The sequence below is a fragment of the Cupriavidus necator genome (assembly GCF_013141915.1).
Lineage (GTDB): Bacteria > Pseudomonadota > Gammaproteobacteria > Burkholderiales > Burkholderiaceae > Cupriavidus > Cupriavidus necator_B.
In genome coordinates, this window is the sequence record NZ_SROX01000004.1 from 19,435 (window position 1) to 33,525 (window position 14,091).

The following is a 14,091-nucleotide window of genomic DNA, read 5'->3' on the forward strand; positions in this document are numbered from 1 at the left end:
CTTGTCCTTTGCGGGTGCGGCGCGGTGCCCTCCGCCCCCACTCCAGTTGTAGGACGGCGCGGCGCGAACGGCAAAGAAATGGTCCACCAGGCACCTGCCGGTGCCCTCGGCCATCTGCTGCTCAGGTGAAGCGGTAGGCCAGCGAAACGATGATCGGCCCCAGCACCGGCAGCAGCACATTGGCGATGGCATAGGTGATGGTGTAGCCCAGCAGCGGCACCGAACTCTGGCTGGCGGCCAGGATGGCGCTGATTGCCGGGGTGCTGACATGCTGCCCGGCAATCGCGCCGAGCAGCAGCGGGCCTTCGATCCTGAGCAGCTTGTGCCCGATCCACAAGGACAGGCACGCCGGTCCGAGGGACACCGCCAGCCCGATCAGCGGCAGCACCGCGCCGTGCTCGCGGATCAGCGCGATCGCATCCGGCCCGGCGGACAGCCCGACGCAGGCGACGAACACCGCCAGGCCAAGGTCCTTCAGGATCTGCACCGCGGACGCCGGAAAGGTGCCGAGCGACGGTTTCCGCGAATGGATCCAGCCGAACACCAGCCCGCTCAGCAGCGCCCCGCCGCCGCTGCCCAGCGTGAGGTTCATGCCGCCCACGCGCAGGCTCAGCGTGCCCACCAGCAGGCCGGCCAGGATGCCCGCGCACAGGAACACCGGGTCGGTCACCTCGGTGGCCTTGACCTCCACGCCGATGCCGCCAATGGCCTCGGACAGCGAGGGCTCCAGGCCGACGATGGTGATCACGTCGCCCAGCTGCAGCGGCGTCGAGCGCGTGATCGGCAGCGACAGGCCCGAGCGCCGCACCTGCAGCACCCAGACCTCGCGCAGGCGCCGCGCGCCGGCCAGGCGCGCCAGCTCGCCGAGGGTCTTGCCGTTGACCCGGCGCTGGTTCACCACCACCTGCTTTTCCACCAACTGGATGGCTTCGGTGTGCGCCTCGGGCAGCAGCACTTCGGGCCCGATCAGCGTGGCGGCCTTCAGCAGGTTGCTGCGAATGCCGACCATGGCCAGGATATCGCCAGCCTGCACGGTGTCGTCATCGCCCAGCTCGATGCGGGCGCCATCCCGCAATACGGTGACCACCGACGCCCGGCCGCCCACCTGTTGCTGCAAGCGGCTGACCGTCATGCCGGCCGCCTGGCGGACCGAAAAGGCGCGCCCGGTCAGGCGCGGCAGCGCCGGCTGGGTGGCCACGTCGTCGTCGGACGCTGCCTCCATGCGCGCCGCAACCTCGCGCGCGGCCTTGCGCAGGTCGATGCCCAGCAGCGCCGGCGCGATCTGGCTGGTGAAGAACACGATGCTGATCAGCCCGACCAGGTAGGTCAGCGTATACGCGGTGGCGATATTGGCCTCGTAGCGGCCCACGGTGGCGGCGTCCAGGCCCAGATGCTTCAGCGCTTCGGCGGCGGTGCCCACCACCGCCGATTCGGTCGCGGCGCCGGCGGCAAGCCCGGCGGCGGTGCCCGGATCGAAGCCCAGGTACGCCGCCGCGCCCAGCGCGATCGACAGCACCACGACGGCCTCCACCAGCGGCAACACCATATAGCGCAGGCTCGAGCGATTCAGGTTGGCAAAGAACTGCGGCCCGCCGGAATAGCCCATGGCGAAGATGAACAAGGCAAAGGCCATGTCTTTCAGTTCGCCGTGCATCTGGCAGCCGGTCTGGCCCATGAGCAGCGCGACGATCAGCGTGCCGCACACGCCCCCCAGCTGGATCGGCCCGACCCGCGCCTTGCCGACGAAGTAACCGAGTCCGACGGTGAGGAACAGCACCAGCAGCGGGTTGGCAGCAAAGAAATCAACGGTACAGGTCATCGGGGGCGCGGATTGGGTGGATGGGGAGCAGCAGGTCAGGGATTGAGCGGTGGCAGCGCCGGCCTGGCGTGCCGGCGGCGCGGGGGGGCCGCGATGGCGTGCCGCCCCAGCGCCTGGACGAGCGGGCGGCCGTCCCAGGCGGCCGGGGCCGGGGCCGGCCCGTAAAGATGGCGTTGCAGCCCCGTCACGGCTGCGGCCAGGCCGGCATCGCCGACCGCTTCGGCCCAGGCCGCGGGCGTGGTGCCGTGGACGGCGCGGGTCCAGCCGTCGAGCGCCTGGCTCGCGGCGGCGGCATCGCCCGACCGGCAGGCCTGCAGTGTCGCCGCCAGGCGCGCGTCGGGGCGCGCGGCGCGGGCGTGCCGGCGCTCGGCGCGCCGTTGTTGCAGGCGGGCCAGGCGCGGTCCTAGCCGACGCCACAGCGCAGCCAGCGCCGCGGCGGCGAGCAGCGCGCCGGCGGCCCACAGCAGCATCCGCCGCGGCCAGCCGCCCTCGCCCGGCAGCGCGCCGGCCGAGGGTCCGCCTGGCGCCAGCGCCCCGGCGTGGCGCGCGGCGGCCACCTCGACCTTCACCATCGGCGCCTCCGACCTGGCAGGCTGCCGCGTCGCGGGATCGACCCAGTCCACCGTGACCGCTGGCAGCGTATAGCTGCCGGGCCGCTCGAAGACATAGGTCAGCGTATCGATGCGGGTGCCGCCCGGCCCCGGCGCGGCACCCGCATGATCGGACAAGCGCGGATCCGCGCGGAACATGCGCACGCCGCGCGGCGCCGCGGCCTGCGGCGGAACGATCCTCATCGCCTGGGTCTGCGGCGCAAAGGTGGTGACGGTGCGCACCAGCGCATCGCCCGCGTGCAGCCGCACCACGCCGTGGTCGGGATCATGGTCCAGCGTTTGCGTCACGGTGAGCTGCGCCACCGGCAGTAACCGCCGGCCCGCGCTGCCGCCCGCGGCGGCGGTGGCGGTGCCCCCGGCGCCAGCCCGGATCGTGGTGACGGGCAAGGTGACACTGCCTTGGCGCGGTGCGCCGTCATCGCCGGCGTAGGTAACACGGATGACCACCGCTGGCAGCCGGAATTCGCCATCCTGCTCGGCGGTGAACGCATAGGTCTTGCGAATTCCCGCATAAACCACGCCGTCGATGGTCTCCGTGGAATTCAGTGCGCGCGCATCAGGCAGGGTGACGACGGCGCCCGGCACCTGAAGCGCCGGGAACGCCGGCGCCGACAGGAAGTAGTTGGGGGCCAGAATGGTGATGTCGATGCCGACTTGCTGGCCCACCAGCACCGGCTGCCGCGCACCCACTTCGACGCGCACGATGGGCTCCGCCGCCGCCCGCGCCGACCACGGCCAGAGCCACGCGGCCACCAGCAGGAGCAGAGACGCAACCCCGCGGAGCATCGCGCCGGCCCTCATCGCGGCGCCTGCGCGGGCGCGCCCTGCCCTTGCTGCAGCGCGAACTTGCGCTGCAGCAGGTCGGTCGGCGTGGTCTGGATCGCGCGCATCCACATCTCCACGTCCTGCGTCAGGCCGACCTGCAGCGACTTGCCGCCCGACTCTGGCGGCTTCGCGGCGTCGTACTTGATCTCGTCCGGCGGCAGGTCGGGGGGCTCTTCCTCGTCGTCGGGGTCTGGCTTCTGTCTGGGTATCTGCTGCGCCAGCAGTTTTTCCATCAGCGCCAGGTTGGCGGTTGCCGCGGGCCATTGCGGCTGGCGCCGGAGCGCCTGGCGATAGCGCGCGGCGGCCTGCTGGTACTGGCCCTGACGCGCCAGTGCATTGCCCTGGTTGTAGTCCGCCTGCGCGGAGTCGACCAGCGCGAAGCTCTGCACCGCCTGCGCATACTGGCCCGCGCGATACTGCGCGACGCCGCGCCACATCGGATCGTCGAACAGCGTGGCGGCGCGGGCAAAGTCGCCCTGCTCGAAGGCGCGCCGGCCTTGCTGGTCGTGTGTCAGCCAGAGGTCGGCAAAGCGCCATGGGCGTACGGCATCGGCTGGCGTGGATGCTGGTGTAGCGGATTGCGTGGATGACTGCGCGCGGGCCTCGGGCGGCGCGGCAAATGCCAGTGCCAGCAGCAGGCCGGCGCTCCAGCGCACGGCCCAGCCTTTGCGGAACCACAGCATCGCCAGCAGCGCGATCGGCGGCACCAGCCACCAGCCTTCATCCTTCCAGCGCGCGCGGTCGCCGGCCTGGATCCGTTCGAGATGCGACTGCACGTGGCGCTGCACCCAGGCCACGTCGTCGTCGCTGCCGGGTGTAAAGGTTGCCACCGGCACGTCGCTGTCATCGCCGAAGCGCTTGAGCGCCGCCTCATCCAGGCGCGCAAACACGCGCGCGCCATCCTGCTCGACAAAGCCGCCCGCGGCATTGCGCAGCGGGCCGCCCTGCGCGGTGCCCAGCGCCAGCACCACCGGCTGGCTGCGGCCGCTGTCCGCCTGGGCGCGGAAGGCCGCGGCGGCGGCCGGGTCGACGGCGTCGGTCAGGAACAGGATGGTGCCGGGCACCGGCTCATGCTTCAGGTCGGCGTCGATCACGCGCAGCGCCTGCGCCATGTCGCGCCCCGGTACCGGCATGATGCGGGTCTGCAGCGCATCGGCGAAGGTCTGCAGCAGGCTGGCGTCGTCGGTCAGCGGCAGCACCATGTGAGTCGAGCCGGCATAGGCGTAGAGGGCGGTGCGGCCGCCGTCGCGGCGCGCCAGCAGCGCCTTGATCTTGAGCTTGGCGCGCTCCAGCCGCGTCGGCGTGACGTCGACCGAGTCCATGCTGGGCGACAGGTCCACGGCGATCGCCAGCGGCGCCTTGTCATCGAGGAACGGCGGGCGCTCCTGGCGCCAGCTCGGCCCCGCCAGCGCCACGGCGCCCAGCGCCAGCAGCAGCGCGGTCAGGTGCACCGGGCGCAGCGCCAGGCGGCGGCGTTCGCCCAGCATCAGGGCGTCGAGCAGGTGCGGCGCGATGGTCTCGCGCCAGCGCCGCCGCACGTCGCCGCGGCGGCGCACCGCCCACACCAGCAGCGCGGCCGGCAACAGCCCCAGCAGCCACCACGGGCGCAGGAAATGGAAATGCGAGAGCGAGTCCAGCCAGGCCAGCATCAGCGCCCGCCTCCGGCGGCATCCGCCATGGCGCCCGGCCTGTCCGCGGTGTCTGCGCCGCCGGCCACTCCGGCCACTTCAGCCGCCGGGCGCAGACGCGGCCGCGACCGCCATGCCGAATACCCGAACATCAGCAACTGGTACGCCAGCACCAGCGCCAGCGCGGCGCCCAGCGGCCACATGAACAACTCGCGCCGCGGCCGCCACGACAGCGTCTTCTGGTCATGCGGCGTGATCTGGTCGAGCGTGGCGTAGATGGTCTCCAGGCCGGCCTGGTCGGCGCCGAAGAAATAGCGCCCGCCGGTCTGCGCCGCCAGGCGCTGCAGCACCTCCAGGTCGACCTTATCTTCGCCCGCGGCGTTGGGGTCGCCGATGCCGATGGTATGCACCACCACCTTGCGCTCGCGGGCGATGCCGCCGGCGCGCTCGGGCGGCATCCGGCTGGCGGTGTCGTTGCCGTCGGTCAGCACGATCATTACCCGCTGCGGCGCTTTGCTGTGCTCGAACATCTTGATGCCAAGCCCGATCGCGTCGCCCAGCGCCGTGCTCGGCCCCGCCATGCCGGGCAGCAGGCCGGCAAGCAGCGTCTGCACCAGCTGGTGATCCAGCGTAAACGGCGCCAGCGGGTATGGCGCGTCGCCGAACACGACCAGGCCGATGCGGTCGCCGGGGCGTCTTGCCACGAAATTGCTGACCACCTGCCGCACCGCCTGCACGCGCGGGATCAGCGCGCCCGACGGATCGCGGAAGTCGCGCGTGTCCATCGACTGCGACAGGTCCAGCGCCAGCAGCAGGTCGCGCGCGGGCTGCACCTTCCGCACCGGCGCTTCGAGAAACTGCGGCCGCGCCAGCGCCGTCACCACCAGGGCCCACGCCAGCGGCGCCAGCACCCATTGCAGCCGGTTGCGGCGCGGCACCACGGCACCGGCCGCGGGCGTCAGCCCGGCGGCACTGGCCACCTCGCCAAAAAACGGCAGCCGCACCGACGGGCTTTCCTCGCGGTACGGCGGCAGCCACCACCACAGCAGCAACGGCAGCGGCAGCAGCACGAACAGCCAGGGGTATTCAAACTGGTACATGGTGCTCAGCGATCCAGCGCCGGCATGCCGCGGCGACGGCCCGCACCTGGGGCTCCGGCCATTGCGCCAGGGCCGCCTCGCCGCGGTACTCGGCGTCGTGCACCAGCGCGGCCAGCAGCGGCGCGGCATCCTGTGCCCGCCCCGCATGCGCCTGCAGGAATTCGGCCCAGCCGCCGCCGGCCAGGCTGGCCACCTGTGCGCGCGGCCATGCCGCCAGCGCGGTGCGCTTGAGCAGCGCCGCCATCGCGCGCAAGGCCGCGGCCCGGCGCGTCGGGTCAGTTTCCAGCCGCAGCGCCGCCAGCTCGGCCAGCGCCTCGCGCCGGTAGCGGTTGGCACGGTAACGCCGCCAGGCGCGCCAGGCCGCCCAGGCCAGCGCCAGCAGCAGCAAGCCCGCGGCGATCGGCCAGCCAATGGTCTGCGGCAGCCACGATGGCGGCGGCGGCACGGCCAGGTCGGCCAGCGTTGCCAGCGTGGCCGGGCCAGCACTGTGGGTCAGGCTCATCGCGCCGCTCCCGTGCGTTGCCGCAGCGGCGCCTGCTGCAGCGGCCGGCCCAGCAGCCGGCGCAATTGCGGCGCGGTTTCCTCGGCCGTCGACAGCGGCAGCAGCGGCACGCCCATGGCATGGTGCCAGTCCAGCAGCGACCTGGCGCGGGCATCGGCAAACTCGGCGATGCCGCGCCGCGTGGCGGCGTGGCCAAAGCCCAGCTCGACCTGCAATTCGCCGTCGCTGACCACCAGCTGTCCCGAACCTGGCAACTCGCCGAGGAACGGATCGTGGACCAGGATGGTCAGCACATCGTTGTGCGTGGCCAGCGCCAGCATCAGGTCGCGGGTGCGGGCGTCATGGCCGTCGAAATCGCTGATCACAATGACCAGGCAATCGTGGCGCGCCATGCGCGCGGTGCGCTCCAGCGCCGCGTTCAGCTGCCCCGCGGCGCGGCGCGCCGGCGCATCGGCGCGCAGCGCCTGGTTGAAGCGCGCGATGCCGCCCAGCAGCTGCTGCACGGTGTCGCGGTTGCGGCGCGGCGCAAACGCTTCGATGCGGGCATCGCCCAGCACCACGCCGCCGACCCGGTCGCCTTGAGCCAGCACGCGCCATGCGGCCAGTGCCGCGGCCTCGGCCGCGCTGACCGATTTCATCGCGCGCCGGCTGCCGAAGAACATGTTGATGCGCTGGTCCACCACCAGCAGCACTGGACGGTCCTTCTCCTCGGTGTAGACGCGCACATGCGGCTGGCCGGTACGCGCGGTCACGCGCCAGTCCATGCTGCGGATATCGTCGCCCGGCAAGTACAGGCGCAGTTCCTCGAAGGCCAGGCCGCGCCCGCGCACCCTGGAGGCATGGCGCCCGGCCAGCACGCTGTGCACCGGCTGGCGCGGCAGGAAGTGGAAGTCGCGCGCGGCCACCTCCAGCCTGGCCAGCGCCGCGGCATCGACACTGACACCGGGCACCGCCTGCGACAATGGCGCGTGCGCCGCCGGCGCGGCGCGGGCGATGGCGCGTTGGAATGGCAGGCGCATGGTAGTGGCCTCGCTGACGCTCAGGCCACCGCCACCTGCTGCACCAGGCGCTCGATCACGGCGTCGGCGCCGACGCCGGCCGCATGCGCCTCGTACGACAGGATCAGCCGGTGCCGGAACACGTCGCCGACCACGGCCTGCACGTCCTCGGGCGTGACGAAGTCGCGCCCGCGCAGCCACGCATGCGCGCGCGCCACCTTGTCCAGCCCGATCGAGCCGCGCGGGCTCACACCCACCTGGATCCATTGGTCAAGGTCGTCGTCGACCGGCTTGGGGTCGCGCGTGGCCTGCACCAGCGTGACGATGTAGCGCTCCACCGCCTCGCTGACGTAGACGCCATGGATCTCCGCGCGCGCGCTGAAGATGGCCTCGGGCGCCAGTCGCACCGGCGCCGCGCCAGCGCCGGCCGCGCCGCCCGCCTCTTCCGCGCGCGCCAGCCTGACGATATCGGCCTCGGCATCGGCTTCCGGGTAGCTCACGCTGATATGCATCAGGAAGCGGTCCATCTGCGCCTCGGGCAGCGGGTACGTGCCCTCCTGTTCGATCGGGTTCTGCGTGGCCATCACCAGGAACAGCGGCTCAAGCTTGTGCGTGGTGCCGCCCACGGTGACCTGGCGCTCTTCCATCGCTTCCAGCAGCGCCGCCTGGACCTTGGCCGGCGAGCGGTTGACCTCGTCCGCCAGCACCAGGTTGGCGAACACCGGGCCGGCCTGGAAGCGGAATTCGCCCTTGCCGGCTTCGGTGAAGTAGATCTCCGACCCGGTGATATCCGCCGGCAGCAGGTCCGGCGTGAACTGGATCCGCGACAGCCGCGCATCCAGGTTGCGCGCCAGCGTCTTGATGGCGCGGGTCTTGGCCAGCCCCGGCAGCCCTTCCACCAGCAGGTGGCCATCCGCCAGCAGGCCCAGCAGCAGGCGTTCGATCATGCGCTGCTGGCCCACGATCGACTCGCCCATGCGCTGGTGCAGGGCCAGGACGTCGTCGCGCGTGCTCATGGGGTATTCCTTGGTGCGGCCGGGGCGCGGCGGGCCTGGCCGCCGACGAACCATGCATAGTACGGATTGTCGGGATCGGCGCGCATGGCCTGCGTGATATGGCTGGCCCAGGCCTCGCGATCGCCGCGGTAGGCGTCGAGGCCGGCGCGGTAGAACGTGTGCAGTACCTGGCGCTGGTGGCGCAGCTCGCGCCAGAAGGCGTCGTCGGCGCCGGCCAGCGGCGGCTCGCTTTGCAGCGCCAGCAGCCTGGACAGGGACTCCGGGAAGGCGTCGGGGCGGACCCAGCCCGCATACTCGATGCGCGGCCGGTCGTCGGTCACGGCCGGTGCATCGGCGGCATACCAGTCCAGCCCGGCCCGGTCGGTGACCCAGGTGGCCATCAACGCCGCCGCCGAGCCCACGCCGACGGCCTGCAGCGCCGCGGCGACCCCGGGCTGCGCAAAGCGCGCGCGGATCTGCGCGGCATCCAGCGCCAGCGGCGCCATCGAGCCTACCAGCATCATCTCGTGCAGCTCGGTGGTCCACAGCGTGGCGTGCGGGAACACGTCCAGGAAACTGCGCACCAGCATGCGCGTGTCTTCGTCGTTCTGGGTCGGCAGCGGCAGCCACTGCGCCACCAGCCCGCCGGGTTGCAGCCGCGCCGCCGCCAGGCGGTAGAAATCGGTCGAATACAGGTTGGCCACGCCGGCGGCCGACGGCGGCGGCGGCTCCAGCGTGACCAGGTCATACTGCTGCGGGCTCTGCAGCAGCTCGCGCCGGCCGTCGCGCAGGCGGATCTCCACGCGCGGATCGGAGGCGACGCCGAAATTCCCCTCAAAGCGGGGCACCGCGCGCGCCACCGGCGGCAGCAGTTCCGCCACCACGCGCCGCTCCAGCCCCGGCCATGCCAGCGTGGCGCCCGCCGTGATGCCGGTGCCCAGCCCGATCACCAGCGCCGACTTCGGCGCGCCGTTATGCACGATCAACGGCAGCAGCGCCTGCAAGCGCATATAGCGCTGCGAGGTCATGGCGTCGCCGGAATTGGACACGCCCTGGATATAAAGGCGGCGGAAACGGTTGCTGGCGGAGGCCTGCTCCAGCACCGCCACGGTGGCGCCGCGCCCTTCCTCGTAGAACACCAGTTCGCCGCCGCGCGCCCGCGCCAGCAGGGTGGCAAAGCGATCCTGCGGCGCCGGCGCGGCGGCGATCACGGCCAGCACGCCCACCATCGGCACGGCCCAGCGCGCCAGGGGCCGTACGCCGCTGCCCAATGCCACCGCCACCACGCCGACCACCGCCGCCGCAATCGCCAGCAGCGACAGGGTCCGCACCAGGCCCAGGTACGGCACCAGCACGAAACCGGCCAGCGCCGTACCAGCGATGCCGCCCAGCGTATTGAGCGCCACCACGCTGCCGACACCCGCGCCAATGCGCCGGCTGTCCACACAGACGCGCAGCACGAACGGAAACGCCGCGCCCAGCAGCAGCGTCGGCACGAACACCACCGTCAGCGCCGCCAGTGCGAACCTGGCGCAAGCCGCCAGCAGCGGGCTGGCGCTGACGCCCTGGACCCACGCCGACAGGCTGCCCTGGGCACGCAGCAGCCATTCGCCCAGCAGCAAGAATTCCAGCAAGGTTACCAGCCCGGCTGCCGCGATCAACAGGCCGAAGGCGCCCCAGGGGTCGCGCACGCGATCGGCGTGGCGCGCGGCCAGAACGCTGCCGAGCGCCAGGCCGGACAGATAGGTGGCGAGCACCACGGTGAAAGCGAAGGTACGGGTGCTGAGGAACTGCACGATGGCCTGCGACCAGACCACCTCGTAACCCAGCGCGATGCCCCCGGCGGCGGCGTACAGCAGCAACGCCAGCCTGCCGTTGGCGGCATCGCCCGGCGCAGCGGCGCCGCGCGCTGCACTGGCGCCGCCTGCAGCCGCCGCGGCGGGCCCGCGACGATCGAGCAGCCAGGCCCCCAGCGCAGCCGCACCATTGAGTGCGCCCGCCGCGATGGCGCTGCCGAGGATGCCGAGCGCGGGCACCAATACAAAGCCCGCCAGCAGCGTGCCGACAATCGCGCCGGCGGTGTTGGCGGCGTAGAGCCGCCCGCCGTGCGTGCCAACGCAACCGGGGCGTGACGCCAGCACGCGTACCAGCACCGGCAGCGTTCCGCCCATGACGGCCGCCGGCAGGATCACCAGGCCCAACGGCAACGCCCACGCCAGCACCCCCACCCGGCTTTCCAGCCAGGCAAACGGCGCGGCGGCCTGGGCCAGTGCCAGCGTGGCGCCAACACCCAGCACCAGCACCGCGATTTCCAGCGCGGCATACAGCCTGAGAAGACGGCCACCGCGGTCAGCGATGCGCCCGAAGATCCAGCCGCCCAGCGCCAGCCCGCCAAAGAATGCACTCACGGCGGCGGTGACGGCATGGACCTCGATGCCCACCACCAGGGCAAGCTGCCTGATCCATAGCACCTGGTAGACCAGCCCCGCGATGCCCGAGGCAAAAAGCAGCAGGGCAGGCACCAGCGCGGCTTCATGCAAAACCAGCGGATCCTGCCCTGCCTGCTCGGCGGCCCGGGCTGCCTGCCCGTGCCTGGCCGTCGCATACCGCACCGCTTCCTTGCCGGAGCTTGCGCCGGCGCGCGCTTGTGCCATGGTGCGATCCCTATGGAATGGACCAGCCAGCCCGCCAGGCGGAAGCTGACTGGCCGATAACGCCGGATGCTACTTGCCCCCGGCGGCTCCCTTGTCGAGAGATTTCATCACCGCCTCGGTCATCTGGTCGATGGTGAAACTCGCCGGCCGCTGGCTGGGCGGGTAGTCCTTGAACGACTGGAGGAATGGTGCCACGCGGGAGGACGCATAACTGATCATGTAGGCGTTCTTCGCGGTCCAGTCATAGTACTGGTCGGAAACGACATCCGCCCGCTCATATGGATCCATGCGCAGATTGAACGCCTTGGGCACGCGCAGGCAGGTGAACGGGTTGGCCCACACCTGGAAGCCGCCGGGCTGGCGCTGTTCGCAGAAGACAAACTTCCAGTCGTTGTGGCGCATCGCCACCAGTACGCCGTCATCATTGAAGTAGAAGAAATCCTGGCGCGGCCCGGTATTGGTCTGCCCGGTCAGGTATGGCAGGAAATTGTAGCCATCCAGGTGCACCTTGAATGATTTTCCGGCAATGCTGGTGCCCTTCAGCAGCCGGTCCTTGACATCGGCATCGCCGGCCGCGGCGAGCAGCGTGGGGAACCAGTCGAGCCCGGAGATCATTGTCGTGGACACCGTGTTGGGCTTGATGCGGCCCGGCCACCGGATGATCGCCGGCACACGGAATGCCCCTTCCCAGTTGGTGTCCTTCTCGCTGCGGAACGGCGTGGTCGCGGCATCCGGCCAGCTGAACTGGTTCGGGCCGTTGTCCGTGCTGTAGATCACGATCGTGTTGTCGGCCACCTTCAGGTCATCCAGCGCCTTGAGCAGCTTGCCGACGTGGCCATCGTGTTCGATCATGCCGTCGGCGTACTCGTTGCCGGGCATGCCGCTCTGCCCCCGCATCGATTCGCGTACATGGGTGAACACGTGCATGCGCGTGGTATTCATCCACACGAAGAAAGGCTTGTCGGCCTTCACCTGCTTGTCCATGAATCCGATCGCCGCCGTCGTGGTCTCATCGTCGATGGTTTCCATGCGCTTGCGGTTCAGCGGCCCAGTGTCTTCGACCTTGCCATCCGCATAGGAATGGATCACACCGCGCGGTGCGTTCGCCTTGACCCAGGCCTCGTCGTTCTTCGGGTAGTACGGCCGCTCCGGTTCCTCTTCCGCATTCAGGTGGTACAGGTTGCCGAAGAACTCATCGAAGCCGTGCGCCGTGGGCAGGTACTCGTTGCGGTCGCCCAGGTGGTTCTTGCCGAACTGGCCGGTCGCATAACCAAGCGGCTTCAGTGCCTGGGCAATGGTCACGTTCTGCGCCTGCAGGCCAACCGGCGCACCCGGGACGCCGACCTTCAGCAGGCCGGTGCGCAACCCAACTTCGCCGGTGATGAAGGTGGAACGGCCTGCCGTGCAGCTGTTCTCGCCGTAGTAGTCCGTGAAGAGCATCCCTTCCTGGGCGATACGGTCGATATTCGGGGTCCGGTAGCCCACCACGCCATGGCTGTAGGCGCTGATGTTGGTCTGCCCGACGTCATCGCCGAAAATCACCAGGATGTTCGGCTTCTTGCCGGACGCGGCTGGCGCGGCCAGCGCCGGCGCGGATGCTGCGGCAACCGGTGCACTGGTCGCCACCGGCGGATTCTCCCTGCCCGGTACCGGTGCGGGCGCGGTCGGTCCCGGCGCCGCGGCGGGTGCCTGTGCCGCCGGCTGCTGCGCCTTGGGCGGCGTTTCCTTCTTGTCGCAGCCCGTCACCGCGACCACAACGGCCGCCATGGCCAGCATCACCAGCCTGGAACTCCGCCGCCTGACTATGCGTTCTTCAACTCGGTGCATATCCAGCCTCCGTTGGTTGACCCGTTACGGTCGGTTTACTGCTGATCCCGTGATGGTCATGGCTTGCCGGCCGGATAGACCTGCTGCCAGTCCCGCTTCATGCTCACCACCGTCCAGCCCCTGGCGCGGGCCGCGTCCAGGGCCTTGTCGAGCTTGCCAACCTTGGACTGGCGGTCATAGGCGAACTCGCGCTCGGCATCGTCGTGATGCACCAGCACGGCCAGGCGCGGGCCATCGCCGCCCGTGGTGTACTCCAGCATCTGCAGGTCGCCGTCGGAATTGCCCACCGCGAGGATAGGCCGGCGGCCGATATGCCGGTAGATGCCGACCGGCTTGCCCGGCCCGTCATCGACGAACTCCAGCTTGGGATCGCGCACTAGCACCGGCTTGCCGTCCCGCAACTGGTAGCGCACCGCCTGCGAAGAACCGATTACCTGTTCGGGCGGGATGCCGTAGATGGCCTGGCTCCACGGCCGCATGAAATCGATGGTGCCGCCCGAGACGATGTAGGTCTTGAAGCCGTTGGCGCGCAGGTAGGACAGCAGTTCCAGCTGCGGCTGGTACACCAGTTCGGTGTACGGCCGGTTGAATTTGGGATGCCGGGCCTTGGCCAGCCAGTCGCGGATGGTGTGGTCGTAGTCGTCCACGGTCATGCCGCTGTTGGCGTTGGCGATCAGCCCGGCCAGCTGCTTTTCGTTGCGCATCAGGCCCTGCATGTCGTTGGCCATGAGCGCCTTGAACGCCGGGTTGCCGCGCCATTCCGGGTGCTGCGGCGCGGCGGCGCGGACCTGGTCGAGCAGGAAAAAGAACTGGAAGTACAGCGGCTGCTCGCTCCACAGCGTGCCGTCGTTGTCGAACACGGCCACGCGCGCCTCGGACGGAACGAAGCCGGGCGAGCCCGGCTGCGTCACGTCGGCGACAAACTTCAGCAAGGCTTGCCGGGCCGCGCCGTCGCGCCACGATGCCAGCGCCGGCCCCGCCGGCTGCACCGCCTGCGCGGCGCCATCCTGCGCGACGGGCGCGCTGGCTGGGGTCGAGCAGCCGGCCAGCGCCAGACCGGCCAGCGCCAGTGCGGCGAGGGCCGTGCGCGCGTGGCTGGTAAAGGTTGCGGGGGGCACTGCCCGGCTCATGT

General features: G+C 70.7%; 10 protein-coding genes. All 10 read right to left on the reverse strand.

Features of this window, described 5'->3' with window-relative positions:
* Positions 1-121 precede the first annotated feature (121 nt).
* Positions 122-1,819 carry an aspartate-alanine antiporter gene (gene aspT / locus E5S69_RS09885; RefSeq protein ID WP_171514484.1) on the reverse strand — a complete coding sequence of 566 codons (1,698 nt, stop codon included), beginning with the start codon at positions 1,817-1,819 and terminating at the stop codon, positions 122-124.
* 35 nt (positions 1,820-1,854) lie between these two features.
* Positions 1,855-3,132 (reverse strand): hypothetical protein, encoded by a 1,278-nt coding sequence (locus tag E5S69_RS09890; protein ID WP_336510572.1) that lies wholly within the window; start codon positions 3,130-3,132, stop codon positions 1,855-1,857.
* 95 nt (positions 3,133-3,227) lie between these two features.
* The gene (locus E5S69_RS09895) at positions 3,228-4,904 is read right to left on the reverse strand and encodes a VWA domain-containing protein (protein ID WP_171514486.1); all 1,677 of its coding nucleotides are present in this window, start codon (positions 4,902-4,904) and stop codon (positions 3,228-3,230) included.
* A complete protein-coding gene (locus E5S69_RS09900; RefSeq protein WP_171514487.1) occupies positions 4,904-5,983 on the reverse strand; it encodes a vWA domain-containing protein in 1,080 nt (359 codons plus the stop codon). Before E5S69_RS09900 ends, E5S69_RS09895 begins: the two co-directional genes overlap by 1 nt.
* On the reverse strand, positions 5,970-6,485 hold the full coding sequence (locus E5S69_RS09905; protein WP_171514488.1) for a DUF4381 domain-containing protein: 516 nt from the start codon (positions 6,483-6,485) through the stop codon (positions 5,970-5,972). The genes E5S69_RS09900 and E5S69_RS09905 overlap by 14 nt, the downstream gene beginning before the upstream one ends.
* The gene (locus E5S69_RS09910; protein ID WP_171514489.1) at positions 6,482-7,504 is read right to left on the reverse strand and encodes a DUF58 domain-containing protein; all 1,023 of its coding nucleotides are present in this window, start codon (positions 7,502-7,504) and stop codon (positions 6,482-6,484) included. The genes E5S69_RS09905 and E5S69_RS09910 overlap by 4 nt, the downstream gene beginning before the upstream one ends.
* A 20-nt stretch (positions 7,505-7,524) precedes the next feature.
* Positions 7,525-8,499, reverse strand: coding sequence for an AAA family ATPase (locus tag E5S69_RS09915; protein ID WP_171514490.1), 975 nt, complete (start codon positions 8,497-8,499; stop codon positions 7,525-7,527).
* The gene (locus E5S69_RS09920; RefSeq protein WP_171514491.1) at positions 8,496-11,132 is read right to left on the reverse strand and encodes a fused MFS/spermidine synthase; all 2,637 of its coding nucleotides are present in this window, start codon (positions 11,130-11,132) and stop codon (positions 8,496-8,498) included. Before E5S69_RS09920 ends, E5S69_RS09915 begins: the two co-directional genes overlap by 4 nt.
* A gap of 69 nt (positions 11,133-11,201) precedes the next feature.
* Positions 11,202-12,899 (reverse strand): arylsulfatase, encoded by a 1,698-nt coding sequence (locus E5S69_RS09925; RefSeq protein ID WP_236901264.1) that lies wholly within the window; start codon positions 12,897-12,899, stop codon positions 11,202-11,204.
* 116 nt (positions 12,900-13,015) lie between these two features.
* Complete coding sequence (locus tag E5S69_RS09930) at positions 13,016-14,089, reverse strand: HAD family hydrolase (protein WP_171514492.1); 1,074 nt, start codon at positions 14,087-14,089, stop codon at positions 13,016-13,018.
* Positions 14,090-14,091 lie beyond the last annotated feature (2 nt).

Excerpts from the sequence above, each read along its gene's own strand:
- aspT (WP_171514484.1), bottom strand. The coding sequence starts at position 1,819 with ATGACCTGTACCGTTGATTTCTTTGCTGCCAACCCGCTGCTGGTGCTG.
- E5S69_RS09895 (WP_171514486.1), bottom strand. The coding sequence starts at position 4,904 with ATGCTGGCCTGGCTGGACTCGCTCTCGCATTTCCATTTCCTGCGCCCG.
- E5S69_RS09900 (WP_171514487.1), bottom strand. The coding sequence starts at position 5,983 with ATGTACCAGTTTGAATACCCCTGGCTGTTCGTGCTGCTGCCGCTGCCG.
- E5S69_RS09905 (WP_171514488.1), bottom strand. The coding sequence starts at position 6,485 with ATGAGCCTGACCCACAGTGCTGGCCCGGCCACGCTGGCAACGCTGGCC.
- E5S69_RS09910 (WP_171514489.1), bottom strand. The coding sequence starts at position 7,504 with ATGCGCCTGCCATTCCAACGCGCCATCGCCCGCGCCGCGCCGGCGGCG.
- E5S69_RS09915 (WP_171514490.1), bottom strand. The coding sequence starts at position 8,499 with ATGAGCACGCGCGACGACGTCCTGGCCCTGCACCAGCGCATGGGCGAG.
- E5S69_RS09920 (WP_171514491.1), bottom strand. The coding sequence starts at position 11,132 with ATGGCACAAGCGCGCGCCGGCGCAAGCTCCGGCAAGGAAGCGGTGCGG.
- E5S69_RS09925 (WP_236901264.1), bottom strand. The coding sequence starts at position 12,899 with ATGGCGGCCGTTGTGGTCGCGGTGACGGGCTGCGACAAGAAGGAAACG.
- E5S69_RS09930 (WP_171514492.1), bottom strand. The coding sequence starts at position 14,089 with ATGAGCCGGGCAGTGCCCCCCGCAACCTTTACCAGCCACGCGCGCACG.